29 protein-coding genes are annotated in these 25,363 nt (G+C 71.9%); 13 read left to right on the top strand and 16 right to left on the bottom strand.

Going from position 1 to position 25,363, the window contains the following annotated elements; all coding sequences use genetic code 11:
* Nucleotides 1-42 precede the first annotated feature (42 nt).
* The 4 genes from ACSIH6_RS09060 to ACSIH6_RS09045 form a co-directional block, all read right to left on the bottom strand.
* Nucleotides 43-663, bottom strand: a complete 621-nt coding sequence (locus ACSIH6_RS09060; RefSeq protein ID WP_435107775.1) for a hypothetical protein — start codon at nt 661-663, stop codon at nt 43-45.
* A gap of 66 nt (nt 664-729) precedes the next feature.
* A complete protein-coding gene (locus tag ACSIH6_RS09055; RefSeq protein ID WP_435107773.1) occupies nt 730-1,491 on the bottom strand; it encodes a helix-turn-helix domain-containing protein in 762 nt (253 codons plus the stop codon).
* Nucleotides 1,492-1,663: 172 nt separating this feature from the next.
* Nucleotides 1,664-1,852 (bottom strand): hypothetical protein, encoded by a 189-nt coding sequence (locus ACSIH6_RS09050; RefSeq protein ID WP_435107771.1) that lies wholly within the window; start codon nt 1,850-1,852, stop codon nt 1,664-1,666.
* 213 nt (nt 1,853-2,065) lie between these two features.
* Complete coding sequence (locus ACSIH6_RS09045) at nt 2,066-2,200, bottom strand: DUF7577 domain-containing protein (RefSeq protein ID WP_435107898.1); 135 nt, start codon at nt 2,198-2,200, stop codon at nt 2,066-2,068.
* Nucleotides 2,201-2,247: 47 nt separating this feature from the next.
* On the opposite strand from ACSIH6_RS09045, the gene ACSIH6_RS09040 reads away from it, so the two are divergent.
* The gene (locus tag ACSIH6_RS09040) at nt 2,248-2,544 is read left to right on the top strand and encodes a hypothetical protein (protein WP_435107770.1); all 297 of its coding nucleotides are present in this window, start codon (nt 2,248-2,250) and stop codon (nt 2,542-2,544) included.
* Between the two features lie 42 nt (nt 2,545-2,586).
* On the opposite strand, the gene ACSIH6_RS09035 is transcribed toward ACSIH6_RS09040, so the two are convergent.
* From ACSIH6_RS09035 to ACSIH6_RS09025, 3 genes are read right to left on the bottom strand one after another with little or no spacing between them, the layout of a single operon-like run.
* Nucleotides 2,587-3,024 (bottom strand): hypothetical protein, encoded by a 438-nt coding sequence (locus ACSIH6_RS09035; protein WP_435107769.1) that lies wholly within the window; start codon nt 3,022-3,024, stop codon nt 2,587-2,589.
* Nucleotides 3,021-3,461: a hypothetical protein gene (locus ACSIH6_RS09030; RefSeq protein ID WP_435107768.1), complete on the bottom strand. Its 441-nt coding sequence runs from the start codon at nt 3,459-3,461 to the stop codon at nt 3,021-3,023. Before ACSIH6_RS09030 ends, ACSIH6_RS09035 begins: the two co-directional genes overlap by 4 nt.
* On the bottom strand, nt 3,458-3,604 hold the full coding sequence (locus ACSIH6_RS09025) for a hypothetical protein (RefSeq protein ID WP_435107767.1): 147 nt from the start codon (nt 3,602-3,604) through the stop codon (nt 3,458-3,460). The genes ACSIH6_RS09030 and ACSIH6_RS09025 overlap by 4 nt, the downstream gene beginning before the upstream one ends.
* A gap of 168 nt (nt 3,605-3,772) precedes the next feature.
* On the opposite strand from ACSIH6_RS09025, the gene ACSIH6_RS09020 reads away from it, so the two are divergent.
* Both ACSIH6_RS09020 and ACSIH6_RS09015 read left to right on the top strand, forming a co-directional pair.
* Nucleotides 3,773-4,612 (top strand): helix-turn-helix domain-containing protein, encoded by an 840-nt coding sequence (locus tag ACSIH6_RS09020; protein WP_435107766.1) that lies wholly within the window; start codon nt 3,773-3,775, stop codon nt 4,610-4,612.
* 11 nt (nt 4,613-4,623) lie between these two features.
* Nucleotides 4,624-4,815, top strand: coding sequence for a DUF397 domain-containing protein (locus ACSIH6_RS09015; RefSeq protein ID WP_435107765.1), 192 nt, complete (start codon nt 4,624-4,626; stop codon nt 4,813-4,815).
* Nucleotides 4,816-4,920: 105 nt separating this feature from the next.
* On the opposite strand, the gene ACSIH6_RS09010 is transcribed toward ACSIH6_RS09015, so the two are convergent.
* On the bottom strand, nt 4,921-6,312 hold the full coding sequence (locus tag ACSIH6_RS09010) for a winged helix-turn-helix domain-containing protein (RefSeq protein ID WP_435107764.1): 1,392 nt from the start codon (nt 6,310-6,312) through the stop codon (nt 4,921-4,923).
* Between the two features lie 235 nt (nt 6,313-6,547).
* Here ACSIH6_RS09010 and ACSIH6_RS09005 point away from each other — a divergent pair, with 235 nt between their 5' ends.
* From ACSIH6_RS09005 to ACSIH6_RS08995, 3 genes are all read left to right on the top strand, one after another.
* Complete coding sequence (locus ACSIH6_RS09005) at nt 6,548-6,910, top strand: BlaI/MecI/CopY family transcriptional regulator (RefSeq protein ID WP_013155328.1); 363 nt, start codon at nt 6,548-6,550, stop codon at nt 6,908-6,910.
* Nucleotides 6,911-6,915: 5 nt separating this feature from the next.
* The gene (locus tag ACSIH6_RS09000; RefSeq protein WP_435107763.1) at nt 6,916-7,860 is read left to right on the top strand and encodes a M56 family metallopeptidase; all 945 of its coding nucleotides are present in this window, start codon (nt 6,916-6,918) and stop codon (nt 7,858-7,860) included.
* A 166-nt stretch (nt 7,861-8,026) separates the two neighbouring features.
* Nucleotides 8,027-8,323, top strand: a complete 297-nt coding sequence (locus ACSIH6_RS08995) for a DUF2516 family protein (protein ID WP_435107762.1) — start codon at nt 8,027-8,029, stop codon at nt 8,321-8,323.
* Nucleotides 8,324-8,336: 13 nt separating this feature from the next.
* Here ACSIH6_RS08995 and ACSIH6_RS08990 read toward each other — a convergent pair whose 3' ends face one another.
* Nucleotides 8,337-10,835 (bottom strand): hypothetical protein, encoded by a 2,499-nt coding sequence (locus ACSIH6_RS08990; protein ID WP_435107761.1) that lies wholly within the window; start codon nt 10,833-10,835, stop codon nt 8,337-8,339.
* A gap of 250 nt (nt 10,836-11,085) precedes the next feature.
* Nucleotides 11,086-11,676: a TetR/AcrR family transcriptional regulator gene (locus ACSIH6_RS08985; protein WP_435107760.1), complete on the bottom strand. Its 591-nt coding sequence runs from the start codon at nt 11,674-11,676 to the stop codon at nt 11,086-11,088.
* Between the two features lie 166 nt (nt 11,677-11,842).
* On the opposite strand from ACSIH6_RS08985, the gene ACSIH6_RS08980 reads away from it, so the two are divergent.
* Nucleotides 11,843-12,805: an alpha/beta hydrolase family protein gene (locus ACSIH6_RS08980; protein WP_435107759.1), complete on the top strand. Its 963-nt coding sequence runs from the start codon at nt 11,843-11,845 to the stop codon at nt 12,803-12,805.
* Nucleotides 12,806-12,890: 85 nt separating this feature from the next.
* On the opposite strand, the gene ACSIH6_RS08975 is transcribed toward ACSIH6_RS08980, so the two are convergent.
* Together ACSIH6_RS08975 and ACSIH6_RS08970 are read right to left on the bottom strand one after the other, a co-directional pair.
* On the bottom strand, nt 12,891-13,895 hold the full coding sequence (locus ACSIH6_RS08975) for a neutral zinc metallopeptidase (RefSeq protein ID WP_435107758.1): 1,005 nt from the start codon (nt 13,893-13,895) through the stop codon (nt 12,891-12,893).
* 75 nt (nt 13,896-13,970) lie between these two features.
* Nucleotides 13,971-14,864: a neutral zinc metallopeptidase gene (locus tag ACSIH6_RS08970; RefSeq protein WP_435107897.1), complete on the bottom strand. Its 894-nt coding sequence runs from the start codon at nt 14,862-14,864 to the stop codon at nt 13,971-13,973.
* A 153-nt stretch (nt 14,865-15,017) separates the two neighbouring features.
* Here ACSIH6_RS08970 and ACSIH6_RS08965 point away from each other — a divergent pair, with 153 nt between their 5' ends.
* A complete protein-coding gene (locus ACSIH6_RS08965; RefSeq protein ID WP_435107757.1) occupies nt 15,018-16,859 on the top strand; it encodes a DUF2207 domain-containing protein in 1,842 nt (613 codons plus the stop codon).
* Nucleotides 16,860-16,887: 28 nt separating this feature from the next.
* Nucleotides 16,888-17,313 (top strand): D-aminoacyl-tRNA deacylase, encoded by a 426-nt coding sequence (gene dtd / locus ACSIH6_RS08960; protein WP_435107756.1) that lies wholly within the window; start codon nt 16,888-16,890, stop codon nt 17,311-17,313.
* 119 nt (nt 17,314-17,432) lie between these two features.
* Here the strand turns inward: dtd and ACSIH6_RS08955 are convergent, their stop codons facing one another.
* Together ACSIH6_RS08955 and ACSIH6_RS08950 are read right to left on the bottom strand one after the other, a co-directional pair.
* Nucleotides 17,433-18,128, bottom strand: coding sequence for a response regulator (locus tag ACSIH6_RS08955; protein ID WP_013155318.1), 696 nt, complete (start codon nt 18,126-18,128; stop codon nt 17,433-17,435).
* Nucleotides 18,125-19,324: a sensor histidine kinase gene (locus tag ACSIH6_RS08950; protein WP_435107755.1), complete on the bottom strand. Its 1,200-nt coding sequence runs from the start codon at nt 19,322-19,324 to the stop codon at nt 18,125-18,127. Before ACSIH6_RS08950 ends, ACSIH6_RS08955 begins: the two co-directional genes overlap by 4 nt.
* A gap of 124 nt (nt 19,325-19,448) precedes the next feature.
* On the opposite strand from ACSIH6_RS08950, the gene phoU reads away from it, so the two are divergent.
* The 3 genes from phoU to ispF all read left to right on the top strand — a co-directional run bounded on the left by phoU (nt 19,449) and on the right by ispF (nt 21,586).
* Complete coding sequence (gene phoU, locus ACSIH6_RS08945) at nt 19,449-20,111, top strand: phosphate signaling complex protein PhoU (protein WP_017563721.1); 663 nt, start codon at nt 19,449-19,451, stop codon at nt 20,109-20,111.
* A 488-nt stretch (nt 20,112-20,599) separates the two neighbouring features.
* Complete coding sequence (locus ACSIH6_RS08940) at nt 20,600-21,082, top strand: CarD family transcriptional regulator (protein WP_013155315.1); 483 nt, start codon at nt 20,600-20,602, stop codon at nt 21,080-21,082.
* Between the two features lie 33 nt (nt 21,083-21,115).
* Complete coding sequence (ispF, locus tag ACSIH6_RS08935) at nt 21,116-21,586, top strand: 2-C-methyl-D-erythritol 2,4-cyclodiphosphate synthase (protein WP_082768648.1); 471 nt, start codon at nt 21,116-21,118, stop codon at nt 21,584-21,586.
* An 18-nt stretch (nt 21,587-21,604) separates the two neighbouring features.
* Here the strand turns inward: ispF and ACSIH6_RS08930 are convergent, their stop codons facing one another.
* Nucleotides 21,605-22,378, bottom strand: coding sequence for a helix-turn-helix transcriptional regulator (locus ACSIH6_RS08930; protein ID WP_435107754.1), 774 nt, complete (start codon nt 22,376-22,378; stop codon nt 21,605-21,607).
* Nucleotides 22,379-22,464: 86 nt separating this feature from the next.
* Here ACSIH6_RS08930 and ACSIH6_RS08925 point away from each other — a divergent pair, with 86 nt between their 5' ends.
* Nucleotides 22,465-23,268, top strand: a complete 804-nt coding sequence (locus ACSIH6_RS08925) for an SDR family oxidoreductase (RefSeq protein WP_435107753.1) — start codon at nt 22,465-22,467, stop codon at nt 23,266-23,268.
* A 383-nt stretch (nt 23,269-23,651) separates the two neighbouring features.
* Here the strand turns inward: ACSIH6_RS08925 and ACSIH6_RS08920 are convergent.
* Nucleotides 23,652-25,363 (bottom strand): DUF2637 domain-containing protein (locus tag ACSIH6_RS08920; RefSeq protein WP_435107752.1); only part of this gene is annotated, 1,712 nt, incomplete at its 5' end.

The following is a 25,363-nucleotide window of genomic DNA, read 5'->3' as shown; positions in this document are numbered from 1 at the left end:
CCGCCTCGCGGACTGAGGCGGGGGCACCGTCGCGTACAGGGGTCAGGCCTTGGCCGCGGGGCGGGCGGCGTTGGCCTCCAGGGCCTCCAGCGACGCGCGCGCCGACGCCAGCTCGTTCTCGGCCTCCAGCACCCGGACGCGGGCCACGTGTACCCGCTGGGCCGCGGTGAGCTTGCGCGGCTCGATGGCGTCCAGGATCGGCCGGTAGATCTCGGCCGCCGCCTCCCAGTCCCAGGTCTCCGCCGTCCTGTCCTCCCGGATCGCGATCTCCTGCCGGGTGCGCGCCGACTCCAGAGCCTTGTCCCGGTCGCCGAACCAGATCCGGATCTGCTCTTCGGTCAGGTGGTCCACGGTCGGCTCGGGGGCGTCGGCCAGCCGCTGCTCCCAGGGGATGCGGGGCGGGGCGGGCAGGGTCGCGGCCTTGGCGATCTTCTTGTTGACCACCGGGTCCAAAGCGTCGCCCGCGATGTCGGTCTCGGCCTGCACCGTCTGGTGGGTGTAGTACACGTCGTACCACCGGTCCGCGTTGCGCTCGTAGTCCCTGACCGGGTACACGACCAGGTCCGCGTAGGTGGGGCCGTCGATGCGGGGCCGCCAGTTGCCGAGGTGGCGTGCGAGCAGTCGGGTCGGGCTGCCGCCGTCGAATCCGCCGATGTGGAACATGCTGTTCTCCTTCGAGGGGGTTGTGGGGCCGCCCGGCGTGGACGGGCCCCGGGGTTGGGTGGTGGTCTACTGGGCGAGCTGGGCGTCGATCTCGGCGAGGCGGGCGAGCAGCTGGGCGCGCTCGGCCTCCAGGGCGGCCCGCTCGGCGGTGTCCTCGGCGGGGGCCGGGGTCTCGATGATGGTGACGCCGTCTTCCTTAAGGTCGGCGTGGGTGGCGGGCACGTCGCGCACCTCCAGGACCACCTCGTCGGTGTCGATGCGCGGGTAGCGCACGCTGCCACCGGAGCCGGGGAAGCGGCCCTCCAGGAGGAGGACGTCCTTGCCCAGGCGCACGTCCTCGTCGCGGCCGGGGCGGTGGACGATGCGGCGGCCACCGAAGACCCACGCCTGGTTGTCCTCGTCGAAGCACTCGGCGGCGTTGATGCGCACGTCCACGACCTCGACGGGGCGGTCGTCGTAGCCGAAGTGCTTCTGGACGGCGGCGCGGACCAGCTCGATGTCGCGGGCCGCGAACCGCCACGCCTTACGACCGGCGTCCCACCGGGCGCCGAGGTCCTTGTAGCTGCCGTTCGCAGCGGGGTTGTAGGGGGCGGTCAGGAACAGATTGCCCTCTTCGACGCTGATGTCGATGTCGGTCGCCTTCATGGTCACCTTCTTCGTGGTCTGGGGGGCGGGCTTGGCCCCGAGGGTGATGCGGCGTCGGAGGGAGACGGGGTCGATGACCCACCGGCCGGCGCGCTTGGTGGCCTTGACGGCGCCCATGCGGAGCCAGGTGTAGAGGGTGCCGCGGGTGATTCCGGCCTGCTTGGCGGCGGTGGTGGTGTTCATCGTGGCCCCTTCCCGGTTGTTTCCGACCCCCAAAACATAACCCATGGATGTGGTTGCGTGGGTCGAAAACCCAGACTCCGTTATCATCTTGTGATGAGATGATGGTGGGAAGACCCCCGACATGCGAAAACCCCCACCGCCCTCACGGGCAGCAGGGGCTCCTTCCCCGCGATCAGCTCACCCGCACACGCCCCCAGTGCTCAGACTCGTCCCCGGCCGTAGTGAGCGCCTCCCACGCCTCGGTGCGGAGCGCCTCCAGTAGCGGCTCGTCCGGGCCCAGCCCGCGGGCCGCTCGGATCGTGCGGTCCTGGGTCGGGCTGACGTCGACACTGAGAGTGCCGAGCCGGTACGTGGTGATCATGATCCCCCCGGATCTTGCTGTGCTGTGTGCGGATATGTGCAGGTCCGCCACAGGTTGTGACGGACTGAGGGTAGAAGAGAGGCCACCAGCCCCCTGCTAGTGGCCCCGGGTGTCCGGCCCGCATCGGGCCAGGTAAGCCGCCCTCCCCCTGTGAGGGCGGCCGTCTGGATCCCGTGCGCCCGGGACGGAACTCCGGGCGCACGGGGGTCTGAGCTACTTACGCGGCCAGGGGTCGCCGCCGGGGCTCAACGCGTTACCGCACGAGCGGCAGTAGTCGGCACTGCTCGGGTTGCTCGTGCCGCACGAGGGGCAGCTTTTCGCCTGCGGCCTAAGCTGCGAAAACACCATTTCCAAAAGCTTTCCCATTGCGCTTTCCTTTCTGCTAGCTTGCGATTATGAGAAACGAAATGCCGACCCCCACCGAGGTCTTCGCCGCGTGGCTCCCGCACGACGCGAGGTGGCACGAGGCCGCGCGGTCCGCCGCGATCACCAGCGCGGACGCCGTCCGCAGGTACGCGGCCGGACTCGTCCACGACCACCGCGACGGGGACCAGGCCCTCACCGACCCCTTCGACCTCCGGAGCATCGCCGCTGTCCGCGAGGACCTCGGCCACCGCACCCTCGATGACGTCGACTGGCGTCGGGTCAGGGACGCCCTCCTCGTGCCCCTCCGCGCCCGAGGGCACATGTAGGGGTCCGTGCGCCCGGGTTCGACCTCCCCGGGCGCACGGGGCTCATCGGACACCGCCGCCGATCGGCTTGCCGAGACGCTTCTGCCAGTAGCCGTGCCGCATCCACCCCGGGGTGTCCTCGCGCACCACGGGCGGGGCAGGCACAGGCTCCCGGCCGGTCCCGGGAACCCCAGCGAAGTAGTGGTCCAGCATCCGAAACGTGTCCGGGGTGACCTCGCCGAGGCTCGCCAGGTGGCGGGTGCGCCAGGAGTACAGCCGACGCCCGCCAGGACGCGCGGGGATCTCGTACCGCCACGACCCCGCCTCGATGCTCACCCGGATGGCCGCGACCACCTGGCCGTCGCGGACGATGCGCAGGTCCACGGAATGCGGGGGGCCGTTCTCCGGCAGCTCGACCACCGGGTTCAGCCCGGCCTGCTCGGCGGCGCCCTTCAGGGCGAGGATCTCGCGCTCTGTGGGGGTCATGTCGTCGTCTGTCACGGTGTCTCCTGGGTCTGTCGGCGCATCAGCGCGGTGCGCATCTGCTCGCGGGTGGGAGCGGCGATCCGCTCGTGGGGGTCGCCAGGTCCGGTCCACCCCAGCGGCCGGTAGGCCACGACCTCCGTGCTCCGGCCGTCTCGGGTGCGCTCCAGGGTGAGGGTCCACTGGCCCGCGATCAGCTCCTCCAGCTCCTCATCGAGGGGCGCCATGACCTCCTCCAGGTGTTCAAGCGGGCTCTCCCAGGACAGGGGGTGGGGGTGCGGGTCGGGACGGGTGGTGTCCACGACCAGCCGCACGAAGGGTCCGTCGATCGCGCCGTACACGGCGTGGCCTTCGAGGGACGGTCCGAGGTAGGCCACTCGGGTGCCGTGGTCGCGGGCCCATCGGCCGAGGGCGTCACGGGTGGGCAGCTTGTGAAGGTCGCAGACCAGGCTCATGCCACCTCCAGCCGCTGGAGTCCGGCGAGTACGCGGTACAGGACGTCGAGGCTGGGGCCGCGACGGTGGCGGCCGACGAGGAAGCCTCGGATTCGGGCGGCGCGGCGCGGTCGGCGCCAGCGTTCTTCGGTCAGGTAGCGCATGGCGTACCTCCGTTATCGGGTGCCGCTGGATGAGGGCGGCTCGGATGAATGCGTGGACCCATCATGCGATACGTGCGATGCTTTTCACAAGATGCGAATCACATGTGGGTGATATGTCTGAATCCCGTGCGTGGCCCTATGATCAAGCTGGCCAGGAGGTGACACAGGGTGGCCGACAGCAGATACAGCCCGAGCGCGCGACGGAGACGGCTCTCCGCCGTGCTGCGACGTCTGCGCGAAGAGCGTGGGAAGACCATCGACGGCGTCAACCGCGAGCTGGGCTGGGCATCCGGCAAGCTCTCGCGCATGGAACGCAACGAGTGGAAGTTGCCGTCTCCGCGCGACATGCGCGATCTGGCCGAGGTCTACGAGCTGCCCGACGATATGCGGGAGGCGCTCATGTCTCTCGCCCGTGAGTCCCGTGTGCGCGGCTGGTGGGTCGACTTCAAGGACGTCCTTCGCGGCGGCCTGGCCGACTTCGAGTCCGGCGCGTCCATGATCCGCACCTTCGAAGCCCTGCTCGTCCCCGGCCTGTTCCAGACCCCGGACTACGCCGCCGCGGTCCTGCGCGGAAGCCGGGTGCTCAGCGACGAGGACATCGACCGGAAGGTCCAGGGGCGACTTCGCCGCCAGGAGATCCTCGCGTCGGACGACCCTCCCCGGGTGTGGGCCGTGGTGGACGAGGCCGCCCTGCGCAAGCGCGTTGGCGGACCCGAGGTGATGGCCGCCCAGATCAGGCACCTGATCACCATGGCCGAGCGACCGACCGTCGACATCCAGGTCCTCCGCGATGCCCAGGGCAGCCACGCCGCCATGGAGGGGGCGTTCATGCTCTTGGACTTCCCCGACCCCGCTGACCTGCCTCTGGTGTACATAGAGACTGCGACCGAGGATCTCTACCTGGAGGAGCCGGAGGCAATCCAGGCTTACGTCAGCATCTTCAGTCACATCTGTAGCGCAGCGGAGTCTCCCGAGGCGTCGGTGCGCTACCTGGAATCACTCATCTAGCAAGGACGCCCATGCATTCATCCACCTTGAGCTTCCGCAAGTCCAGCTACAGCGGCCGTGGCGACAACTGCGTGGAGGTCGCCGACCTGCCCGCGGGCGCGGCCGTCCGGGACACCCAGCACCGCGAGCTGGGCCACATCACGTTCGCCGACGCGCGCGAGTGGCAGGCCTTGCTCGCCGTCGCCCGCCGCGACCAGGCGTAGACCGAAGCAAGAAGGCCCCGACCGGTCTCCCGGCGGGGCCTTCTTCGCATTCATCCGAGGGACACTCTACCCCGGCCGGATGATGGTGGGGAAGGACGAAGGCCCCTACTTGCCCGCGAGGATGCGCAGGTGCCGACGGACCTGGGACGCGGACAACCCCACCTCCCCACCGATCTCCTCGGCGGTCGCCTTCGGGTGCGCGTCCAGGTGCTCCAGGATGCGCGCGCGTGCCTTCTCCCCGCGCGTCTTGGCCGCGCGCACCGCACCCGTGGGCGCGGGCGGCTCCGGCTTCGGCTCGGGACGCGCGTCGCCCTGGCCGTCGTCGTCCCCGCGGTCCAGGAGCTGCTCGAAGTCGCGCATTCCGCGCGCGGCCTGCTCGGTGATCCACGCATCCACCGGCCCGGGGCGCGCGTCCTGCTGCTCCTGGTGCGCGTCTGCGTGCGCGTCCGTGCGCGCCGGGGCCGGGGTGGGCTGGTCATCCTGTACGCGCGGTGCGCGCGCACGGGGCGGCGTGGGGACGGCAGGACGCGCGGGAGTGATGCGCGCACGCGCGCTGTCCGCGTCCCACCCGCGCAACGCCGCCACGGCCGCGTCCCCGCGCGCGTGCGCGTCCTGGACCTGGGCGCGTGGCGCGCACCGGACCGGCAGCAGTGTGCGCGTGCCCGGCGTGAGGAGGCCTTCCGCGCGCTCGCCACCGACGCGCACCTGCTTCCGCGCGTCCACCGTCACCCACGCCGGGGGGAACGGGGCGCGCGTGCGCGCGGGCGGGGCGTGGTCCTCATCGGGGCGGTCGCCCTGGCCCTCATCGAGGAGCACCGTCTCCTCCGTGCCGCCGAGGTCTGCCGCTGCGATGCCGTCCGTGATGCGCTCTACGGCCAGGGCGACGACGGCCGCGCCGATGGGGGCGACGATGGCGCCGGGGCCGGAGCCGAGGAGGCACATCACCACCGAGGCCGCCAGGGCGCCGCGTTCGATCCAGGCGAGCGCCGGGGGGACGGGCGCCCCGTAGCGGCGCATCAGGGCGCGGGTGATGATGATGCCGGAGACGAGCGTGATGATGCCGGGCTCCACTGCCCAGGCGACCGCCGCTGAGGCCGCGGCGTAGGTGACCATGAAGGCGTGCACCCCGGCCGTGGACGCGGAGCCCAGGAGCACGATCACCGGCAGGGCCACGAGGATGACCGTGGTCTGGAGGTGCTGGAGGGCCGCCGCCCGCCGGGCCGGGCTGGTGGCGAGCTGGCGGGCGCGGAGGGCGCGGCGGCCTCGGTCGGCGGTCTCGGCATCGTGGTCGGCGGCGCGCTCTCGGCGTCGGGCGGCGCGGTGCTGGTGCCGGAGGGTGGCTCGCTGGCGTCGGCGCTGGAGGCGGTCGCGCATCCGGACCACGGCCGGGTCGGACGTGGTGGCCGGGTCCGCCAGCAGCTCGCGGCCGTCGATGGCCTGGATGTCCTGGGCGACCTGGACGGCGGCCTGGACGCGGCTCGGTAGGGTGGTGGTCACGTTCATCTCCTGAGGGGTTCAGGTGGTGGACCAGCCCCCGGGGTGGCGTTGGAGCGCCGCCCCGGGGGCGTCTTCGTGTGTGGGGACTGTATCCCGCGAGTCACTTTCGCGCTGGCGTCTCAGGTCGTACTATCGGTCGCACAGAGGCATCGCTTTACGTGGTGTTTTCCCAGGTCGCACAGAAGCATGGGCCCCTACGACAACGGGTAGTACGACCCCAAGTAGAATCACAGGTATGAATCGGCTTGGCGAACTTGAGCGCGCGGTGATGGATGTACTGTGGTCACGGAACGAACCAATGACGGTTCGTGAGGTCGGCAAGGCTCTGGCCGAGCGCGACCTGGCGCACACGACCGTCATGACCGTGCTCGACAGGCTCGCCAAGAAGAAGGTCGTCACCCGGGCACGTGAGGGTCGTGCGTGGCGTTACCGTCCGGCAGCCAGCCGTGAGGCATACGTCTCCGAGTTGATGTTCGACGCGCTCGGACAGACCGGGGACCGCGACGCCGCCCTGGCCGCCTTCGTCCAGTCCATGGACGGCGAGCAGGCTGAAGCGCTTCGGCGCGCACTCGCGGAAACCGAGCAGCCAAGGAACTAGTCCGTATGGTCAGTGCCGCCCTTCTCACCCTCGTCGCGGTCTGCTGTCTCATCGCGATGGAAGGCCTCCACCGGGCCAAGTGGCCCTCGCGGGGGCCCTACACGGCCGTGATCACGTGGCAGGCGCTCGGTCTCGCCTGGGGTGTGTCCACCATCGGCGCGCTGCTGGCCTTCGGGCTCTCCTCCTACCAGCTCGGCGCGGCCGGGGGCTCCATGGCCCTGGCCAAGGACATCGTGACCGGCGAACTGCTGCTCGCCGAGCTCTCCCAGGGGCTTGAGGGTGTCAGCCACATCGCGGCCGTGGTCCTGGCCGTCGTGCTGACCCTGGTGCTCTTCTACGGCCTGGTCTCCTCCTTCGTGCACGTGGTCCGCGTCCGCCGCCGCCACCACGACCTCCTCGAACTCATCGCCAGCGAGCACCCCGACGTGCCCGGCGCCCGTGTGCTCGACCACCCGGCGGCCGCCGCGTACTGCCTTCCGGGCGTGCTGCGCTCGCAGGTGGTCATCAGCGCCGGGGCCCTGGCGGTCCTCGACAACCGCGAGCTGGCCGCCGTCCTGGCCCACGAGCACGCCCACCTGCGCCAGCGCCACGACCTCGTGCTGCTGCCGTTCTCATCGCTCAAGCGCGCCTTCCCTCGGTTCCGCCTGGTCCGCACCTACTACGAGAGCGTCGCGCTGCTCATCGAGATGTGCGCCGACGATCAGGCCAGGCGCAAGAGCTCCCCGCGCGAGCTGGCCATGGCGCTGCTGCGCTTCGGCGCCGCCGGACCGGCCCCGGTGCCCGCCGGGGCGATGGCGGCCGTGCCCGATGCCGAGCCCGGCGTGATGCGGCGAGTCAACCGCCTCCTGCACCCCGACAACGAGCTGCCCTACCACGCGGGCGCCTTCATCATGGGCGGTTCCGCCTTCCTGCTGGCCGCGGTCACCTGCCTCTGGCACATCCCGCTGTGACCCGCGCGGTCGCCGGTCGCACGTCCCCGCGTCCCACGGCCGCCGCCGACCGCCGCCCCGGCGCGTGTGTGACACGGGCCTCCGCGGGCACGATCAACGCGTCCCATCCGTTTACGGTGGAGAGCGGGCGGACTCCCCGCTCGGAACGTCGTCGGGAGTGTGCGTTTTGTTCGGACTGATCTGGCAGGTCATCTACCTGGTCACCTTCGTGGCGAGTCTGTACGCGCTGATCGAGGCGATCCGCACGCCGGCCGCGGCCTTCGAGCTGATGGACAAGCAGACCAAGAAGCTGTGGGTCATCCTCACCGGTGTCGCCTCGGGCCTCTCCCTGCTGGCCGTGTTCTCCGGCAGCGGGATGTTCGTCATCCTCGGCCTGGTCGCCACCCTCATCTTCCTGCTGGACGTGCGCCCGGCCGTCAAGGGCGTGGGTGGCAACAACAACGGCCCCTACGGCCCCTGGTAGGCCTCCCGCGATCTCATCCCGCGCTCTTCGCGGAGGCCTCGGAACCCGCGCTCCCGGCGGAGGCCTCACGTCGCGCCTGCGCCTCCATGGCGTCCAGCACCCGCCGCAGCTCCGCGGAGTAGGCGGGGTCGCCCGTGTAGTAGGAGTGGCCCAGGATCTCCGGGCGTCTGGCCTCGCCGGGCAGGGCGTCGTAGGAGCGCGGGTCCGGCAGCGGTTCGGCCCGCTCCACGACGCGTGCGGTCTGGGGACCGCCGGAGGAGTCGAGCGTCCGCACCGGTCCGGCGATCGCGTCGGTGACCCGCCACAGGTTGCGCCAGTCCGTCACCCGCTCCCGCAGGTCCGCGAACGGCCCCGGCCCGAAGTAGGCCGGGAAGTAGCGGGCGTACAGGCGGTCCAGCGGTGAGCCGTGTGTGATGAGCGCGATCCGGCCCAGGCAGTCGGTGGGCAGCTGCCAGACGGTGGCCGCCGCCAGCACCGAGCCCTGCGAGTGCCCCGAGAGCACCACGTCCGTGTCCTCTCTGCACAACAGGGCCACCCGGGCGCACAGCTGGGGCACGGCCCGTTCCGCGTAGGAGGGCGGCGCCAGCGGGTGGGCCGCCCGGGGCCAGAACGTGCCCACGTCCCACACCGAGCCGACGGCCTGCCGCGTGGGCCGGTCGCGGTAGGCGCTGCGTCCGATCCACGCCAGCGCCACCAAGGCGGCGCCGCCCAGCAGGGAGCCGACGCCGATCAGCCCCGACACCGTCCCCTGGGCCAGCCCCCGCACCTCTCCGGGGACGGAGGACGCAGCCGACACGGCCGTCGTCGCCGAGGCCGCCCCAGCCGCCAGGTGCCCCGACAGTGTGGAGTACAGCACGAGCACGGCCAGCGCCGCCACCGGGAGCAGGAAGGCCGCCAGTACCCACGGCAGCGCCTCCGTCATCCGGCCCGCCGCCCGCGCGTGGGCGATGTCCCAGGTTCGGCGGTCGCGCACGCTGCGCGCGTAGTCCTCGGTGACCCCCTCCAGGTGCGACCGGGTGTCGCGGCGCAGCCGCAGGGCGAGTACCCCCACCACGACCAGCGCGATGGCCGCCTCCAACGCGAACGCCAGCTGGAGCCAGGAGTAGGCGGCCGGCACCGACAGCGGCAGACAGTCCACCTCGGGGGTGGCCAGGGTGCCGCAGCCGCTCAGCGCCAGCGACCCCTGGTAGACGAGCGCGGCCGAGAAGCCGCCGCCGAGCAGGGCGCCCAGGGCCGCCGTGGCCGGGCCCGCCAGGCCGCGCATCGCCGCGCCGCCGTGGGAGCGGTCGGAGGCGAACAGGAACAGCGCCGCCGCCAGCATCACCAGGACCAGGGCCGCTTGGGCCGCGAACAGCGTGTTGAGGATCGCCCCGTTGCCGGGCAGCCGCCCCGAGGCCGTCCACTCCGGGCGGGGCCAGAGCGCGTACGCGGCCACCGCCAGCCCCAGGACCAGGGTGGCGTCGCGCAGCAGGCGGCAGACCAGGTCGGCCCGGGCGTTCCAGCGCGGGTCGGTGCCCGGGACCAGCACGCTCAGGGTGCTCAACGTGACCACCGCCGCCAGCAGGGCCGACAGGAGGGCGCCGACCATCCACGGCCCCGGTCCGTCGGGTGGTCCCGCCGACGTTGGATCCAGGTCGTGCCGCAGCGCCGGTACGACCAGCAGGGCGGTCACCGTGCCCAAAGCCGCCGAGATGTGCGCCGAGCGCAGCCGGGCCATGGTCTCGCTGTTGCGCCAGAAGCCCTTGTGGCTCAACGGGGCGGCCGCGCTGGGGCGGGGCGGTATCGGACTTTCCACGACCTCGTAGTCGGCCGCCGTGCGCCGCGACAGCAGCCACAGCACCACGATCAGCGCCACCGGCAGCACCGCGCCCACCAGCAGGGCCGGACCCGGCGCGGACAGCACCGACGAGGGCGAGCCCAGGAAGGCCAGCCAGGGGCGGGCCCGGACGCACTCCTCACCCTGCCCGGAGGCGCACTGCCAGGCCACCAGGTCCATGCCGATCCCCGCCGCGGCCAGGGTGATGAGCACGGTCAGGGACAGCGCCAGCAGCCGCACGCCCGCGCCGTAGGCGTTGTTGGCCAGCCGCCGTGCCCCCGTGGGGTCGCGGTCCATCCGCCCGGGCCGCATCCAGTACGCCACGTTGACGAGCATGAACGGCAGCAGCAGCAGCCAGAACGCCCGGGAGGAGCGCCCGGAGGTGAGGTTGCCCCAGGCGAAGATCTCCCGGCGCACACCCGGGACGGTCTCGGTGTCGGACTCGCGGCGCCAGCGGAAGAACCCCGCCAGCCGGTCGCCGCCCACGCGCATCGCGGGTTCCACGTCCAGCAGTTCCTCGGCCTGGCCGCCGCTGACGCCGTGCACGCGCAGCTCGACCCGCTCGCACACGGGGGAGCCAGGTCCGGTCGGGACGGGCGGTGGAGAGGCGTCGTCGGGGGAGGCCCCGGGGGAGCGGGGAGCGGGGGCGGTCGGTTCGGGCTCGTAGGGGCTGAGGGGTTCTGCGAGGTCCGACATATCAAGCATCCTGCCACGCTCCGTATCCGGGCGACAGCGGTACTTCGAACCTGTGGACAACGCCGGGGGAACTCCGCGTACGGCCCCCGTCCGGGTAGGGGGACCGCACACGGAGAGCGGTGTACGGGGAGGCGCCGCACACGGGGGAGCGCCGCCCACGAGGACGCGGCGTGTACGGGAGCCCCACCCACGGGCGCACCCACGTGCGACCCGCCCCCGGGCACACCCGCCCACGGGCTGTCCGCCGACCTCAGGAGGGTTGCGACAGCCGTAGTCCCCGCAGGAGCAGCTCGACCAGTCGGCGGGGGTCGTAGCGGGGGTCGCTTCCGACGCAGAGGTTGCCGATGCCGCGCATCAGCTCGTAGGCCCGCGTGCCGGGCCTGATCTCGTCGGCCTCGACCGCGGCGTCGAGCAACCGCGTGCAGACGGGCACCAGGCGGTCGAGGAAGTAGGCGTGCAGAGCCTCGAAACCGCCGCTGTCCGACTGCATCGCACTGGCCAGTCCGTGCTTCGTGACCAGGAAGTCGACGAAGAGGTCGACCCACTCGCGGAGCGCGGTGAACGGGGACTCGGCCTCGGCCAGCAGCCTCGGACCCGCCTCGGCGCAGGCCTCGACCTGGTGGCGGTAGACGGCGACGACCAGGTCCGCCCGCGTCGGGAAGTGGCGGTAGATCGTCCCCATCCCGACGCCCGCCCGGGCCGCGATCTCACGGATCGGCGCGTCGACGCCGGAGGTGACGAACACCGCGGCGGCGGCGGTGAGCAGCTTCTGCTGGTTGCGCAGCGCGTCGGCCCGCCTGCCTCGGGCCGGTACCTCCCCCGACTGGCCTGTGCTGGGCATACACGCTCTCCTTCCGGCGGACTTTGCAAAACGGAACACTGCTCCGTATATTAAGAGGAACAGTGCTCCGCTTGCAGTCTAGCTGCGACGGGACACTTCTGCCCGCCCTGCCCGCCGCCGGCCCGACGAGACCGGCGGCGGAGGGCCATCGAAGGGAAAACGCACCATGAGCAGCGCACCGACGCACACGGCCGACGCTGTCAGCCCTCCCGCCCCCGTCCTCTCGGTCAGCCCGGTGGTGCTGCCGACGCCCGACCGCGCCGTGGACCTGGAGGTGCGGGTCTCCGCGCCCGTGACCGGAGGCGAACTGCCGGTCGTCCTCCTCTCACACGGCCATGGCCACTCCCACCACCTCTCCTCGCTGAACGGCTACGCCCCCCTCGCCGACTTCTGGGCGGCGCACGGCTTCGCCGTGATCCAGCCCACCCACCTGAGTTCGAGGACGCTGAACCTGGACCCCGACACCCCTGAGGCGCCGCTGTACTGGCGGTCGCGGGCCGAGGACATGAAGCGCGTCCTGGACCGGCTCGACGAGATCGAGGCCGCCGTCCCGCGGCTCTCCGGGCGCCTGGACCGGAGCAGGGTCGCCGTGGCCGGGCACTCGATGGGCGGGCACACCGCGAGCCTGCTGTTGGGCGCCCGGCTCACCGACCCGCACGACGGGACGGAGGTGGACCTGTCCGAGCCCCGGATCACGGCGGGCGTGCTGCTCGCCACGACCGGCAGGGGCGGTGACGCCCTCACCGAGTCCACGGCCCGCGCCTACCCCTTCCTCTCGACCACGGACTTCTCCACGATGACGACGCCCGCCCTCGTGGTCGCCGGGGAGAAGGACGTCTCCGCCCACCTGACGGTCCGGGGTCCGGAGTGGCACGCCGACCCGTACCTCCTCGCCCCGGGCCCCAAGACCCTGTTCACCCTGTTCGGCGCGGAGCACGGGCTCGGCGGGGTCTCCGGGTACGACGTGGCCGAGACCACGGACGAGAGCCCCGAGCGGGTGTCCGCGGTCCAGCGGCTCACCTGGGCCTACCTCCGCAACGAGTTCCACCCCGGTGACCCCGCCTGGCAGGCGGCGTGCGACGCGCTGACGAGCGGCCCCGACCCGCTCGGACGGGTCGAGTCCAGGTAGGGCCTTCGCGGCGGACCGGCGGCGGCCGAGCCGGACCGGTGACTCCTCCGCGGAGGGCGCGGTACACCCTCCGCGGAGGAGCCACCTAGTGCACCAGCGACTCGTCCGCCACGTCCCAGGTGTTGCACGCCCCCGGCCTCTGCTCCTCCAGACCGGACCGGGTCCACGCCACGCTGTTCCCCACCGACCCGTGCGTGCGGTCCTCCTCCTCGCCGTCCTCGCGGTCGGCGGTGGCGGCGGCGTCGTCCAGCAGCGTCTCCACGTCCCCCTCGTCCATGGGGTAGCTCACCTGGACCGACCCCATGAACACGCCCGCCAGGCAGTTCGCCTGGAGCTCGCCGCGGCGCGTCCACGCGTTGCGCTCCAGCACGTCGTCCTCCAGTTGGCGCTGCCCGTGGTAGTACTCCAGCAGCCCCGACTCCCCCTGCACGTGGTGGCCGTACTCGTGGGCCAGCAGGGACGCGTACACCACGCTGTCCGTGGCACCGTTCCACTTGTCCACCACGTCCGCGGTGCCGATGTAGATGCTCGTGCTCGCCCGGCAGTAGAACGCGCCCGCACGCGACGGGTAGGCGCGGCACGGGCTGATCCCGGGTTCGTCCCAGAACACCCGCTCCGGAGGGGTGAAGGGAATGCCCGCGCGCAGGAACTGGGTCCGCCAGGCGTCGTCCAGGCAGTCCGCGACCGTGTGCAGGAAGTCCTCCATCGACTCCGGGTCCTCCACGTCCAGCTCCGGCACCGGACACGGGCGCGGGCTCAGCCGCCCGGTCTCGTACAGCGGGTTGGCGACCAGGGCCTGGTACCCCGACGGGCGCTCCCGGGGGCCGAACCGCTCCGACAGCCCCGTCTGTCCCTGCCCGTCCGCCATGCCGGAGGGGGCCTGGCCGGGCTTGTCGTCGGAGTCGGCGTCCGCCTCGGGGACGGCCCCGTCCGACGCGGCCCCGGGCGGGGGGCCGTCCTCACCGGCGGTGGTCCACGACAGCAGCGCCAGCGCGAGCAGCACCACCATGAGGGCGGTCACCAGACCGAACACCCGGCGGTCGGCGCGGCGAGCCGCGGACGCCGGCGACCTACCGAACCCTGCGTACACCCCTGTCCGCCCGCCCTGTCGTCACCGTGGCCGGGCCGGACCCGCCCGGCGCCTGACCGTGCCCCCGGAAGCGCGTCACCGCACCAGCTCCTCAGGAGCGTTCCACGTGTTGCACGCGGCCGGATCCCTGCGGTCCATGCCGTGCGCCGTCCACAGGCGGCCGTTGGCCGCCGAACCGTGGGTGTGCTCGTCGCCCCAGTCGGAGCGCAGCCCGACGTCGTCGAGGATATTTTCCCGCTCGGACCCGCCGAGGCCCAGGTCCTCGCGCGAGGCGCCCAGGAAGACCCCGCCCAGGCAGTTGGCCTGGAGCTCGTTGCGCCTGGTCAGCTCGTCGGCCTCCGCTTCGTCGGCGCCCGCCCGCTCGCTGTGGAACTGCGCCAGGATGCGCGACTGCCCCTGCACGTGGTGCCCGTACTCGTGGCTGAGCAGGAACGTGTACGCCTCGGGCTTGTCGCTGCCGCCGGAGGCCGCCACGATGTCCTCCACGCCCAGGTACAGGCCCTGGTTGGCCTGGCAGTAGAAGGCCGCCGTGCCCTCGCTGGGGAACGCGCCGCACGGGCTGTTCCCGGCGGTGTGCCAGTACACGCGGTTGGGGGAGGTGAACTCCAGCCCCGCATCGGCGAAGTAGGCCCCCCACGCCGTGTCCAGGCAGTCGGCGATCTCGTGGACGAACGCCTCCACCGACTCCGCGTCCTTCTCGTCCAGCTCGGGCAGCTCACAGGTGATCTCGCCCAGCTCGCCGATCCGGTACAGCGGGTTGTCGGCGAGCGTGTCGCCCTGCCCCGAGGCGGTCAGCGGCTCCTCGGCCGGTGAGACCTCGGCCACCCCGCCCGTCGCGAGGTCCGCGGACGCCACCGGGTGCGACCACGCGGGCTCCTCGGGGTGCAGGGCCGCCGAGATCGCCAGGAAACCGGTGAACCCCACCGCGGCGACCCCGGTGCCCAGTGTGAGCGAGACCCCGAGCCCCAACCGCTGGAGGAATCCGGGGTCCTCGGGCCAGAAATCATGCCCCCTGACGGGTCCGCGGCTCACCACGGCAGCTCCTCGCGGCGCCGGCGCACGACGTCGGCCGCCGTGCCCGGGGGGAACGGCGCACCGGGGGACCGGATAGGCTCTCGCGACATGTGGTGGGTTGGCTCCTGGCGCCCGGCCGTCGCGGTCGCGACGGCCGTCTTCGTGTTGTCCTCACTGGTCACGGCGCTTGTCGTCGCGTGGCCGGGTGGGGAGGCCCACGCCGCGACGGCAGCGGCACCGGTCCCCACAGTACCGGGGGGCTCCATGGCGGCCGCCAGCGACCGGTCGGGCCCGGTGATCACCAACGACGTCCGCCTCGAACTCGACCACGCGGGCGTCCTCCACGGCGAGGAGACCATCTCCTTCTCCGGCGGCGCCCCGGCCACCTTCACCCGCTCCCTGACCGAGACGATGATCTACGACACCGAGTACGACCGGAAGTTCGAGGTCACCGGTGTGCGGGCCACCGACCTGGACGGCGACACCCTGGACGCCCGGGTGAGCAGGGACGACGGGTCCCTGTCCGTGGAGATCCCCACCGAGGCCACCTCCGGGGTCGTGCTCTCCTACCGGGTGAGCGGGACCGTGAGCGAGGTCTCCCAGGGCGTCCAGATGGAGTGGCGGGCCGTCGGCGCCTACAGCCACACCGTGGAGACCACCGACGTGACCGTCACCGCGCCCCTGCCGCCCGGGGCGCTGTCCTGCCTGGCCGGGGAGCCGCGCAGCGCCATGTACTGCACGGCCTCCGACATGGGAGCCGACGCGGGCGTGGCCCACTTCCTCCAGGCCGACATGGAGCCCAGCGACCGGCTCGACATCGTCGTCAACTACCCGCCCGGCACCGCCGAGGGCGAGCCCATCCTCACCCGCCGCTGGTCGCTGGCCTCCGCGTTCGCGGTCACCCCGGCCACCGCCAGCGTGTTCGGGCTTCTGCTGGCGGTGCTGCTGGGCGGCCTGGTGGTGCTGATCCGCGTCCGGGGCCGCGACGAGCGGGCGCTGCGCGACGAGGCCTCGGCCGGGGACCACGCGCCGGTGGCCGAGGGCGAGCACGGGCGCCTGCGGTTCGCCCCGCCGGACGACGTGCACCCCGGCCAGATCGGCACGCTCGTCAACGAGACCGTGGACATCACCGACCTCACCGGCGCCGTGGTCGACCTGGCGGTGCGCGGCTACGTGCGCCTGGAGGAACTGCCGCACGAGCACTTCACGTCCGTCGACTGGCGGCTGGTGCGGCTGGACGGTCCGCCGGAGGACACCCTCCGCTCCTACGAGTGGCTGCTGCTGGACGCGCTCTTCGGCGGGCGCCGGACCGTGCGCCTGTCCCAAGTGGGGTCGCCCCGCACCTCCGCCGACTTCCCGGCGCGCATCGACCGGGTGCGCGAGGAGCTGTACCGGGACATGGTGCGGCTGAAGTGGTTCGCCCGCTCGCCCAGCAAGGTGCGCACCCGCTGGAGCGCCGTCGGCATGGCGGTGACGGCCGCGGGCGTGGTCCTGACCGGGGTCCTGGCGGTCTTCACCAGCGCGGCGTTCACCGGGCTGGCCGTCATCATCGCGGGCGCCGCCGTCACGGCGGGGGCGCAGTACATGCCCGCCAAGACCGCCCTGGGCAGCTCGGTGTACGCCCACACGGTGGGCTTCCGCGACTACCTGCTGAGCCCGCGCTCGGCGACCGCGCCCCCGGGGCAGCGGGTGGAGCTGTACTCGCGCTACCTGCCCTACGCGGTGATCTTCGACGACGTCGACCACTGGGCCAACATCCTGGCCTCGGCCGCGCTCACCGACCTGACCCCCGAGGAGCTGACCGGTGACGGCCTGGCCTGGTACACGGGGCCCAGGGAGTGGCGGATCGAGGACTTCGCGGACTCCATCACCACGTTCGTGGTGACGCTGACCGGCATCATCACCAACGCCCGGCGGCTGCGGGCGCTCAACCAGTTCCAGCGGCGGTAGGCCGCGGCGGACCACGAGGGGAGGCACCATGCGCGCGGTCGTGCAGCGCGTGTCGCACGCGTCGGTGACGGTGGACGGCGAGGTGGTCGGACGGATCACCGAACCGGGCCTGATGGCGCTGGTGGGGGTGACCCACACCGACACCGCCGCCGAGGCGGCCAGGATCGCCAGGAAGCTGTGGACGCTGAGGATCCTGGAGGACGAGCAGTCCTGCTCCGACACCGGCGCGCCGCTGCTCGTCGTCAGCCAGTTCACGCTCTACGGCGACGCGCGCAAGGGCCGCCGCCCCACCTGGCAGGCCGCCGCGCCCGGTCCCGTCGCCGAGCCCCTCGTGGACGCGGTCGTCGAGGATCTGCGCTCGCTCGGCGCCGTGGTGGCCACGGGGGTGTTCGGCGCGAGGATGTCGGTCTCCCTCACCAACGAGGGGCCGTTCACGGTCGTCCTGGAGGCCTGAGAGGGCCTGGTGCGGGCCGGTCCCCGCGCACGGCGCCGCCCCGGGCTGTGGACGCCGCCACGGCCCGGGGCACGGGAGACGACGCGGGAGGGGGAATCCCCGGAGAGATTCCGTACTCCTCAGACGTCGACGGTCACCGGCTCGAACTTGTATCCCAGACCGCGGACGGTCACGATGTAGCGCGGGCTGCCGGGGTCCTCCTCGATCTTGGCGCGCAGCCTCTTGACGTGCACGTCGAGGGTCTTGGTGTCGCCGACGTAGTCGGCGCCCCACACGCGGTCGATGAGCTGCATCCTGGTGAGCACCCGTCCGGCGTTGCGCAGGAGCACCTCCAGCAGCTCGAACTCCTTGAGGGGGAGCTGCACGTTGTCGCCGCGCACCGTCACCACGTGCCGCTCCACGTCCATCCGGACGGGACCGGCCTCCAGGGCGGCGGGCAGCACGACCTCGTCCTCGCCGCGGCGGCGCAGCACCGCGCGGATGCGGGCCACGAGCTCGCGTGAGGAGAAGGGCTTGGTCACGTAGTCGTCGGCACCCAGTTCCAGACCGACGACCTTGTCGATCTCGGAGTCCTTGGCGGTGAGCATGATCACGGGGACGTTGGACTTCTGCCGCAGCGTCCGGCACACCTCGGTGCCCGACAGCCCCGGCAGCATCAGGTCAAGCAGCACCAGGTCGGCCCCGGTACGGTCGAAGGTCTCCAACGCCACGGTCCCGGTGGGCGCCACGGCGACCTCGAAGCCCTCCTTGCGCAGCATGTACGACAGGGCGTCGCTGTAGGATTCCTCGTCCTCGACAACGAGTACGCGCGTCACTGTGCCGCCTCCTGACGGTCGGTGTTCCGGGCGGCCTCGGGCCCCCGGCTCTCGGAACGGGGCAGACGCAGAGTGAACGTCGACCCCGACCCCTCCTTGCTCCACACGGTCACTTCTCCACGGTGGTGGGTCATGATGTGCTTGACGATCGCCAGGCCCAGACCGGTACCTCCGGTGGCCCGGCTCCGAGCGGCGTCCACACGGTAGAACCGCTCGAAGATCCTTTCCAGATCCTGTTGAGGGATCCCGATGCCCTGGTCGGCGACGCTGATGTCCACACTCGACCTGGACAGCACCACGGACACGGCGACCCGGGTGTTCTTGGGACTGTAGGCCACGGCGTTGGCGACCAGGTTGCGCAGGGCCGTGCCCAGCAGCCCACCGTCGCCCATGACCGTGACGCCCTCGGCGCCGCTGCCGACCAGCTCGATCCCCTTGGCGTCCGCGGGCATGCGCACCGAGTCCAGCGCCTCCTCCACGACGGGGCCGAGGTCGACCCGGGCGGGTTCGGCCATCGGCTCGGCGCCCTGGATACGCGAGAGCGTGATGAGGTCCTGGATCACCGCGGTCAGCCGGGAGGCCTCGATCTGCATGCGCTCGGTGAAGCGACGCACCGCTTCCGGGTCGTCACTGGCGTCCTGTACGGTTTCCGCCAACAGGGACAAAGCGCCCACCGGAGTCTTCAGCTCGTGCGAGATGTTCGCGACGAAGTCGCGGCGGACTGCCTCCAGGCGTCGGTGCTCGGTTTGGTCCTCGGCCAGCACCAGCACCAGCCCGGTCCCTCCGAGGGGGGCCACCCGCACGGCGAAGGACGTGGCGTCGGGGCCGAACTTGCGCACGGCGACCTCGATGTCCGTCTCCCGGATGACGCCGTCCCGCCGCACCTGCCGGGCCAGGGTGAGGAGCTCGCCTATGACCAGTTCCTCGCCCCGGACGATGCCGAAGGCGCGTGCGGCGGACGAGGCGCGCAGGACCCTGTCGGCCGAGTCCAGTACGACGGCGGAGGAGGGGATCGCGGAGAGCACCTCGGCTATGCCTGACGGCAGCACGCCGCCTTCGCGGTTCTGCGGCTCCGGATCCTGCCGCTGCCGTGCGGCGGTACCCGTACGGAAGAAAGGACCGGCCAGGACGCCGATGACGACGCCTGTGACGAGTCCGATGATGCCGGTCACCGCGGCGAGAAGTTCCCCTTGCACGGTTCGATCGTAAACGTGCGGGCTGGGGCTTTACCCGGTCAGGGCATGTGACACAACCGAGGTTCTTGCATCGTTCACCAATTCTTGGCCGACTCTTCAAACAACCACTGGGAGCATTGACGCCATGCGCGATACCTACCACGAGGACCTTGACAGCCTGAGTGAACGCCTCGTCGAGATGACGCGGCTCGCCCGGCACGCCGTCGCTCGTGCGACCACGGCGCTGCTGGACAGTGACCTCAACGCGGCGCAGGAGGTCATCTCCGGTGACGAGCAGATCAACCGGCTCGACCAGGACATCGAGGACACCGCGTTCAGCCTGATGGCCCGGCAGCAGCCGGTCGCCTCCGACCTGCGGACCATCATCACCTCGCTGTACATGCGCGGCGACCTGGAGCGGATGGGCGACCACGCCGTCCACCTGGCCAAGGTCGCGCGGCGGCGCCACCCCGACTCGGCGATCCCCAAGCCGGTGCGGTCGATCGTGCTGGAGATGGGCCACCAGGCGGAGTTGCTGGTCACCAAGGCGGGCGAGGTCATCATGGACCGCGACCCGGACACCGCCCTGGAGCTGGACAAGGACGACGACACGATGGACCGGCTGCGGCGCAAGCTGTTGCAGCGCATCCTCGCCCCGGGGTGGGAGTACGGGGTGGAGGCGACCATGGACGTCACCCTGGTCGGCCGGTTCTACGAACGCTTCGGTGACCACGCGGTGCACGTCGCCGACAACCTCGTCTACATGGTGACGGGGGAGAAGCGCGAGGACTACGACCCCGAGAGCTGAGTCCGACGAGGGCCCCTCACCGAACGCGTCGCGGGCGCCCCTCCGGCTGTGCCCCCCTGCGGTGCCGTGCAGAGCGCGCGGTGCCGCAGGGACGAGCGCCGGGGAGCCGGGAGGCGGGGGCTGGCCGGTCGGAAGGGATCACGCCGCGGCCGGAGACGGGCCGTGCGGCGGCCGTTCCCGCGGGGTGCCGGGCACCCCTTTCGGACGACGTGCGCCAGTCGACGCGGCATCGTGAGATCCGTCGCTCCGGTCCCTCTCGGAAGGCTTCGCGGGCGTGTCCGTAACGCTGTGCCCAAGTCCTGGTGAAGGTGCGGGCACGGCGTCCGCAAGCCCTTCCGTACGGGGTCTGACCAGGTACGCAGCAGGCCTCGGGTACACTTTGTCAAGCCCTGAAAAGTGGGGCTTGACCTGCGTGTTCGCAAACCTAATAGGTACGTTAAGTCACAGATTCGTGGTATCCTTGTGGTAGCGGAAGGGGTACCTGTCACATGGCTTTCAAGGTCGGCGACACTGTTGTCTACCCCCATCATGGGGCTGCTCGTATTGAAGCGATCGAGACGCGCAACATTAAGGGCGAGGACAGAATCTACCTCGTTCTGAGGGTCGACAAGGGCGATCTGACGGTGCGCGTGCCCGCCGCGAATGCCGAGGACGTCGGCGTTCGCGACGTGGTGGGGCAGGAGGGCCTGGACAAGGTCTTCGAGGTGCTTCGCGCGCCGCACACCGAGGAGCCCACCAACTGGTCCAGGCGCTACAAGGCCAACCTGGAGAAGCTGGCCTCGGGTGACGTGAACAAGGTCGCCGAGGTGGTTCGGGACCTCTGGCGCCGGGACAAGGAGCGCGGCCTGTCCGCCGGCGAGAAGCGGATGCTCGCCAAGGCGCGGCAGATCCTCGTCAGCGAACTCGCCCTCGCCGAAAAGACCAACGAGGACAAGGCCGAGGCCCTCCTCGACGAGGTTCTCACGACCTGACCTGGTTCTGAAAACACGTAATTGATGACGAATATGCCTCGGGTGGGCGTCGGAACGGACGTCCACCCGTTTTCTCCTGGGCGCACCCTTTTCCTGGCCGGTTTGGAATGGCCGGGAGAAGACGGCGTCAGCGGCCATTCCGACGGCGATGTCGCCGCCCACGCGGCGTGCGACGCGCTGTTGTCCGCCTGCGGGCTGGGCGATCTGGGATCCAACTTCGGCACCTCGGAGCCGCGCTGGAAAGGCGCCTCCGGGGCCGCCCTGCTCACCGAGACCGCGGCGCGCGTGCGCGCGGCCGGTTTCGAGATCGGCAACGTGGCCGTCCAGATCATCAGCAACCGCCCCAAGTTCGCGCCGCGCCGCGCGGAGGCGGAGAAGACGCTCTCGGAGGTCGTGGGGGCGCCCGTGAGCATCTCGGCGACCACGACCGACGGCCTGGGCCTCACCGGCCGCGGAGAGGGCATCGCGGCCGTGGCCACGGCCCTGTGCGCGGCAGTGGACTGAAGGCCGGAGAGGCCCCCGTCACGACGCGCGTCCGCGCTCCTGGTAGACGAGCAGCTGGTAGCCGGGGGCGCTGGCGACGTTGAAGGCGTGGAAGTCCACCGTCAGCAGGCTCCGTTCCGGGTGGCGGAGCAGTTTGGTCTCGTGGGTCTTCGGCTGTACGTCGTGTCTGGCCCAGAGGCCGGGGAACGCGGGGCTGCCGTGTCGGAGCGTCTCCAGGAGTTCGGCGAGTCTCGCCGGTGTGCGGCTGAAGTCGGCACTGGCGCGCAGGTTCGCCACGGTGGCCTCCGCCGACGCCTCCCACTCGACGAAGAAGCGCGGGCCCTCGGGGTCGAGCATGACCATCTCCAGCAGGTTCGCGGTGTCGGCGAACCCGCTGAACAGGTCGCGTGCCTCGGTGTTCATGGCGATGACGTCGAGCACGGGGTCGAGCACGATGGCCCCGGCCTCGTGCCAGGAGTCGAGAAGGGTGAGCAGTTCGGTCGGGACGGGGCGTACCGTCGCCTCCTCGTCCAGCCGCCGCGCCACACCGGCGAGTGCGTACAGGTGCCTCTCCTCGGCCTGGCTCAGCCGCAGGGTCGCCGACAGCGCCGCCAGCACCGGTTCCGAGGGGTGTGGCTCCTTCCCCTGTTCGAGGCGCCGGTAGTAGTCGATGCTGAGGCCGGCGTCCTGGGCGACCTCCTCACGCCGCAGCCCCGGGACCCGGCGGTGGCCGCCCGAGGGGAGACCGAGGGAGTCCGGCGTGACCTTCGCGCGGCGGGTGCGCAGGAACTCGCCCAAATCCGTCTTCGCCATGGGTGGAGTCTAGAAGCCGGGCGCCGGACAAGGGGGGCCGCGTCACGGCCTCCCTCATCCGGCGCCCCGGCCTGAGCATGGTGTCCATGAACACCACACCGAACACTCTGCCCACAGCACAGGTCGTCTCCGGCACGCCGCTCACCGGACGGGTCGCCGTCGTCACGGGTGCCTCCAGCGGCATCGGTGAGGCGACCGCGCTCCGGTTCGCCGAGTTGGGAGCGAAGGTCGCGCTGATCGCCCGCCGCGGCGACCGGCTCGAAGCGCTCCGGGACCGTGTTCGCGCGAACGGCGGCACGGCCCTGGCGCTGCCGACCGACGTCACGGACCGCGCGGCCGTTCTCGCCGCCGCCCGGCGGGTCGAGGACGAGCTCGGGCCCGTCGACCTGGTCTTCGCCAACGCGGGAGTCCAGCTCATCGCGGAGATCACCGACCTGGCGGTGGACGACTGGGACACCCAGCTCAACACCAACGTCGTCGGCGTCATGAACACCATCCAGGCCTTCGTCGGCTCGTTGGAGGCCGCGGCGGAGGCTGGACGGCCCGCCGACCTGATCACGACCTCCTCGATCGCCGCGGTGCGGGTCCTGGAGAAGTTCCAGGTCTACTCGGCGACCAAGGCCTACGTCACCCAGCTGTCGCGGTTGCTGCGCACGGAGCTCGGGCGCAAGCGGGTCCGCGTGTGCACCATCGAGCCCGGCATGGTCGACACCGAGCTGCCCGACCACGTCACCGACCCGGACGCCTCGAAGCTCATGGCGGACCTCATCGAGCAGATCGACGTACTGCGGTCCGAGGACGTCGCTGAGACGGTCTCCTTCGTCGCGGCTGTGCCGAGGCACGTCAACCTGACCGAGATCACGATCCTGCCGACCGAGCAGATCATCTGACGGCGGACGCCCGCGGTGGAGGGGGAGGACCGCCGTGGTTCGCCGCCGTCAGGCGCGGTCCGCTGCCGCCCGCCGCCGTCAGGCGCCGTCCGCCGACATCCGCCGCCGTCAGGCGCGCTCCGGTGGAGCACGGAGAGTCCGGGGCCTGCGGGTCCGAGGGCAGCGAGTCCGGGGCCGGGGTCCGGGGCAGCACGGTGTCGGCGGCGTCCGAGGGCCCCCTTGTCTTCAGGCTAGGCCGCGGAGGCCACGGGGCACCAGAACGACTTCGGGGCTGTGCACAACTCGTGCACAGCCCCGTCGTGTGTCCACTCAGCTTGTCTGCTGGGTGTGTCTGCTCGTCCTGCCTACTCGCCGTGTCTACTCACGGTGCCTATTCACAGTGTCTATTCATCTGGGCGGAGCGGCTCGCTGCGCACGCGCCGCGAGGGCGGACCCGACGCGAAGTCCGGCATCGGCGGCCGCGGCGGCTTGAGCACCATGGGGCGCTTCTCCACCGGTGTGAGGGGCCCGCGTCGCTCCGGCGCGGGACGCCCGGCATCGGGCGCGGGCACGGGTTCGGCCGGGTGCGCCGGGGAAGAGGGGGCCTGCCCGTCCCCGCTCTCCTCCTGGACGGTCGGGGGCAGGTCCTCCGCCTCGGGCGGGAGGTCGGCGTCGGGCACGGAGGGCTCGGGCCCCCCGAGCGGTTCCGGTTCCTGGAGCGGGTCCTCCTCCTGGAACCGGTCCTCGTCGGCCTCGTGGCGGGCCCGGGCCTCCTCCAACCCCGGCGCGGGCTCCACGGGTTCGTCCGAGGGGCGCGCCGCCTCCGGAGGCACGTCGCTGATCCGGAACGCCGCCCGCACCGTGGGACCGGTGTCGTGGTCCAGCACGGGTGTCGGTTCCGGTTCCGGCTCCTCCGCGAAGGGGGAGGCGTCGTCCTCCGGCGGCGTCCACACCGGCGGTACGTAGTCCGCGAGGGCGTGGGCGCCCGAGTCGTCCTCGGGCGGCTCCCAGTGCGCGGTGTCCGGGTCGTCCGCCCGGTCGGACGCGGTGGCGGCCGGTGCCCCGTGCCCCGTGCCGTGCCCGGACGTGCGGCTTTCGGCGGCCGCTGTGGAGGGCTGCGCCTCCCGGGGCTCCTCGGCCGTCGGGGCGCCGACGGGGACGTACGCCGCCACGGGTTCGGGTTCTGTGGCCGGTCCGGGTTCGGGCTCAGGGTCCGGCTCGGACGGCGTACTCCGGAACGCCGACATGGGGGTGGGCTCCGGGACGGACCCGGTCACCGCGTCCTCTGACCCAGCCGCGGGCTCCGGTCCGGGTGCCACGACGGGAGCGGACTCCCGCCGGAACTCCGCGGGTTCCTCCAACGGTCCGGGCTCCGGCCCGAAGGCCGTGACGGCCCCGGTTCCCGGTTCCGGTTCCGGTTCCACGTGGGGATCGGGCTCCACGTGGGGCTCGGGCTCCGCCGCGGGCTCGGCGGCCACCGGCGGGGCGTCGGCCTCGTCCGACACCGGGTCGCCGAAGGGCGGCTCGTGCTCGAAACCCTCGTCGGCCAGGTGGTCGGGGACCACCGCGACCGGCTCCGCTTCCGGCTCCGCTTCCGGCTCCGGCTCGACGTCGGCGGGTGACGCCGCACCGGGCACCACCGGGGCCTCCTCGGCGGCCCGCTTGATCGGGTTGTGCCCGTCCCGCGAGCGCCGGGGCAGGCGCAGCGTCGGAACGGAAGCCTCGACCCCGTCCCCGTCGTCCTCCGTGTCGGATTCCGGAGCGTCGGTGTCCGCGCCGGGCAGCGGCTCGGCGGCGAACTCCTCGTCGTCCCAGCCGTCCTCGTCCCGGCCCGGCTCGTCCCGGTCCCAGACGCCGCCGGGTTCCGGATCCCTCTCGCGCGCCCGCCGCTCCTCGAACGCCTCCGGCACCCCGAACGCCTCCGACCTTCCGGAGGTCTCCGGGTCCCCGGCGGGCCTCGGGTCCTCGCCGCCCCCGTCCTCGTCCCGGCCAGGACGGGCGACCGGCGCGAACGCCTCGGTCTCCTCCTCGTCCCGGTCGTCGGAACCCAGGCGCAGCAGCCGCGCCTTGAGCGCGCCGCCCTCCGAGGCGGACAGGGGAGCGGGGTTCCCCCACG

The organism is Nocardiopsis synnemataformans (assembly GCF_965343085.1).
Taxonomy (GTDB): Bacteria; Actinomycetota; Actinomycetes; order Streptosporangiales; family Streptosporangiaceae; genus Nocardiopsis; species Nocardiopsis alborubida.
Note: the sequence above shows the minus strand (reverse complement) of the source record. Positions and strands in the feature narration are given on the sequence as shown.

Bases quoted from the DNA above. Each gene is read 5' to 3' on its own strand.
- ACSIH6_RS08980 (WP_435107759.1), top strand. From the start codon at position 11,843: ATGAGCAGCGCACCGACGCACACGGCCGACGCTGTCAGCCCTCCCGCC.
- ACSIH6_RS08930 (WP_435107754.1), bottom strand. From the start codon at position 22,378: ATGGCGAAGACGGATTTGGGCGAGTTCCTGCGCACCCGCCGCGCGAAG.
- ACSIH6_RS08990 (WP_435107761.1), bottom strand. From the start codon at position 10,835: ATGTCGGACCTCGCAGAACCCCTCAGCCCCTACGAGCCCGAACCGACC.
- ACSIH6_RS08965 (WP_435107757.1), top strand. From the start codon at position 15,018: ATGTGGTGGGTTGGCTCCTGGCGCCCGGCCGTCGCGGTCGCGACGGCC.
- ACSIH6_RS09060 (WP_435107775.1), bottom strand. From the start codon at position 663: ATGTTCCACATCGGCGGATTCGACGGCGGCAGCCCGACCCGACTGCTC.
- ACSIH6_RS09015 (WP_435107765.1), top strand. From the start codon at position 4,624: ATGCATTCATCCACCTTGAGCTTCCGCAAGTCCAGCTACAGCGGCCGT.
- ACSIH6_RS09025 (WP_435107767.1), bottom strand. From the start codon at position 3,604: ATGCGCTACCTGACCGAAGAACGCTGGCGCCGACCGCGCCGCGCCGCC.
- ACSIH6_RS09045 (WP_435107898.1), bottom strand. From the start codon at position 2,200: ATGGTGTTTTCGCAGCTTAGGCCGCAGGCGAAAAGCTGCCCCTCGTGC.
- phoU (WP_017563721.1), top strand. From the start codon at position 19,449: ATGCGCGATACCTACCACGAGGACCTTGACAGCCTGAGTGAACGCCTC.
- ACSIH6_RS08925 (WP_435107753.1), top strand. From the start codon at position 22,465: ATGAACACCACACCGAACACTCTGCCCACAGCACAGGTCGTCTCCGGC.
- dtd (WP_435107756.1), top strand. From the start codon at position 16,888: ATGCGCGCGGTCGTGCAGCGCGTGTCGCACGCGTCGGTGACGGTGGAC.
- ACSIH6_RS09055 (WP_435107773.1), bottom strand. From the start codon at position 1,491: ATGAACACCACCACCGCCGCCAAGCAGGCCGGAATCACCCGCGGCACC.
- ACSIH6_RS09030 (WP_435107768.1), bottom strand. From the start codon at position 3,461: ATGAGCCTGGTCTGCGACCTTCACAAGCTGCCCACCCGTGACGCCCTC.
- ispF (WP_082768648.1), top strand. From the start codon at position 21,116: ATGCCTCGGGTGGGCGTCGGAACGGACGTCCACCCGTTTTCTCCTGGG.
- ACSIH6_RS09005 (WP_013155328.1), top strand. From the start codon at position 6,548: ATGAATCGGCTTGGCGAACTTGAGCGCGCGGTGATGGATGTACTGTGG.
- ACSIH6_RS08940 (WP_013155315.1), top strand. From the start codon at position 20,600: ATGGCTTTCAAGGTCGGCGACACTGTTGTCTACCCCCATCATGGGGCT.
- ACSIH6_RS09040 (WP_435107770.1), top strand. From the start codon at position 2,248: ATGAGAAACGAAATGCCGACCCCCACCGAGGTCTTCGCCGCGTGGCTC.
- ACSIH6_RS09050 (WP_435107771.1), bottom strand. From the start codon at position 1,852: ATGATCACCACGTACCGGCTCGGCACTCTCAGTGTCGACGTCAGCCCG.
- ACSIH6_RS09000 (WP_435107763.1), top strand. From the start codon at position 6,916: ATGGTCAGTGCCGCCCTTCTCACCCTCGTCGCGGTCTGCTGTCTCATC.
- ACSIH6_RS08985 (WP_435107760.1), bottom strand. From the start codon at position 11,676: ATGCCCAGCACAGGCCAGTCGGGGGAGGTACCGGCCCGAGGCAGGCGG.